3 protein-coding genes are annotated in these 1,409 nt (G+C 54.5%); all 3 read right to left on the reverse strand.

Going from position 1 to position 1,409, the window contains the following annotated elements:
* On the reverse strand, nucleotides 1-609 hold a 609-nt coding region (locus HYD27_RS31635), incomplete at its 3' end, for an IS66 family transposase zinc-finger binding domain-containing protein (protein WP_219221746.1).
* Nucleotides 610-673: 64 nt separating this feature from the next.
* A complete protein-coding gene (gene tnpB, locus HYD27_RS31640; RefSeq protein ID WP_219221747.1) occupies nucleotides 674-1,021 on the reverse strand; it encodes an IS66 family insertion sequence element accessory protein TnpB in 348 nt (115 codons plus the stop codon).
* Nucleotides 1,015-1,326: an IS66 family insertion sequence element accessory protein TnpA gene (gene tnpA, locus HYD27_RS31645; protein ID WP_219221748.1), complete on the reverse strand. Its 312-nt coding sequence runs from the start codon at nucleotides 1,324-1,326 to the stop codon at nucleotides 1,015-1,017. Before tnpA ends, tnpB begins: the two co-directional genes overlap by 7 nt.
* Nucleotides 1,327-1,409 lie beyond the last annotated feature (83 nt).

Genomic DNA, 1,409 nt, shown 5'->3' on the forward strand with positions numbered 1-1,409 from the left:
TTGACGATACAGCGGCTGGCTCTCCACGTACTTTTGATTCATGACATGCGCCAGAATGGATGGCGAAGCCAGACTGCCGGGATAGACGGATTTTGGCATGGGAGCGGTGACGATGGGCGTCTGAATCTCTTCGCGTTCACACCGGCGGCAGGCATAGACCTGCCGAATATGACGCAAGACCCGCACTTCTGCCGGAATGACTGTAATTTCATTTCGGGTTTCGGTGCTCATGGGGTGAAGCTCCCCGCCACAGCATGCACACACCTGCTCTTCTTCGGGCAGTTCGTAGTGAAGCGTATCGACGGGCAGTTTCTCCAGTTTGGCCTCCCGGCTGTCCGTCCATTTTTTGCGGCTGTAGGTGATCGTCTCGGTTTGCGGCTCTTCGGAAGCCGGGGTCGCGAGCACCTCAGCTTCATTGAACAGGTTCATCTCAAGCTGATCCGGATGGGTCTTCTCGCTGGAGGGGCCGAAACGCTTCTGCTGGGCCAGACGGAACTGTTCTTCGTACCACTGGAGTTTAGCGGTCAGCTCGGCATTTTGCTGCTCCAGCTTGGCCTTTTGTTGTTGGAGTTCTTCTATTGTAGAGGGGGAGTTCGCTTGATTTTCCATATCCTACATTTCGACAACGCTGATGATTTCCCTGCTACCCAGGCCTGCAAAAATGAAAAAAACGTTAAACGACAGTTTGAGCCGTGACCTGCTGGTGAGCCTGCCGCTGGTGAAGAGACAGTCCATCCAGGAGCCAGCGGAGTTCGCGAAAAGAAAGGACAGCCGGTGAGTCACCAGGGCCCGGCCACTGGAAGGTTCCGCGTTCCAGGCGACGGTACAGCAGCCAGAAGCCATTATGTTCCCAATAGAGCATTTTGAGTTTGTCCCGCTGACGATTACAAAATACAAATAGGCAGGGCGCGAACGGATCGAGCAGAAATCGCTCCTGAACCAGGGCGGCCAGGCCGTCGATGGACTTGCGCAAATCCGTGCTCCCGCCGGCTAAATAAACCTTTTCCGGCAGCGTCAGCATAAGGCCTCCAGGGCTTGAACCACTTGACGAAGCAGTTCAGGAGAAAATCCTTCCTGCACGTCAAGAGAGGCCGGACCGATGCGAAGAGTCAAGGCGGGAGGCGAGGATCGTGGGGAGACGGTCACTGGAATAAAGGAAGGGGTGGAAGAGCGAGGCTGACTGGAATCGATTTTGCGGAGCCAATATTTCAATTGATGTAGGGTCAAGCCCTGTGCTTCGCACCAAACAGACATGGTGAGGCCACTGGATCGATAGTCTCTGATGCGCTCTGTCCACTCATACTGGCGTTGTTCGGCTTTGGTCATCTGGCAAATCTCCTCGATTTAAGATACGCCTATGATCTCATGCTTTGCCGGGGGTTTATAGGTGGGTTAGGTTTGACGCTTAC

Origin of the sequence: Paenibacillus sp. S150 (assembly GCF_019352175.1) — a bacterium.
In the GTDB taxonomy this organism is placed as follows: domain Bacteria; phylum Bacillota; class Bacilli; order Paenibacillales; family Paenibacillaceae; genus Paenibacillus_AQ.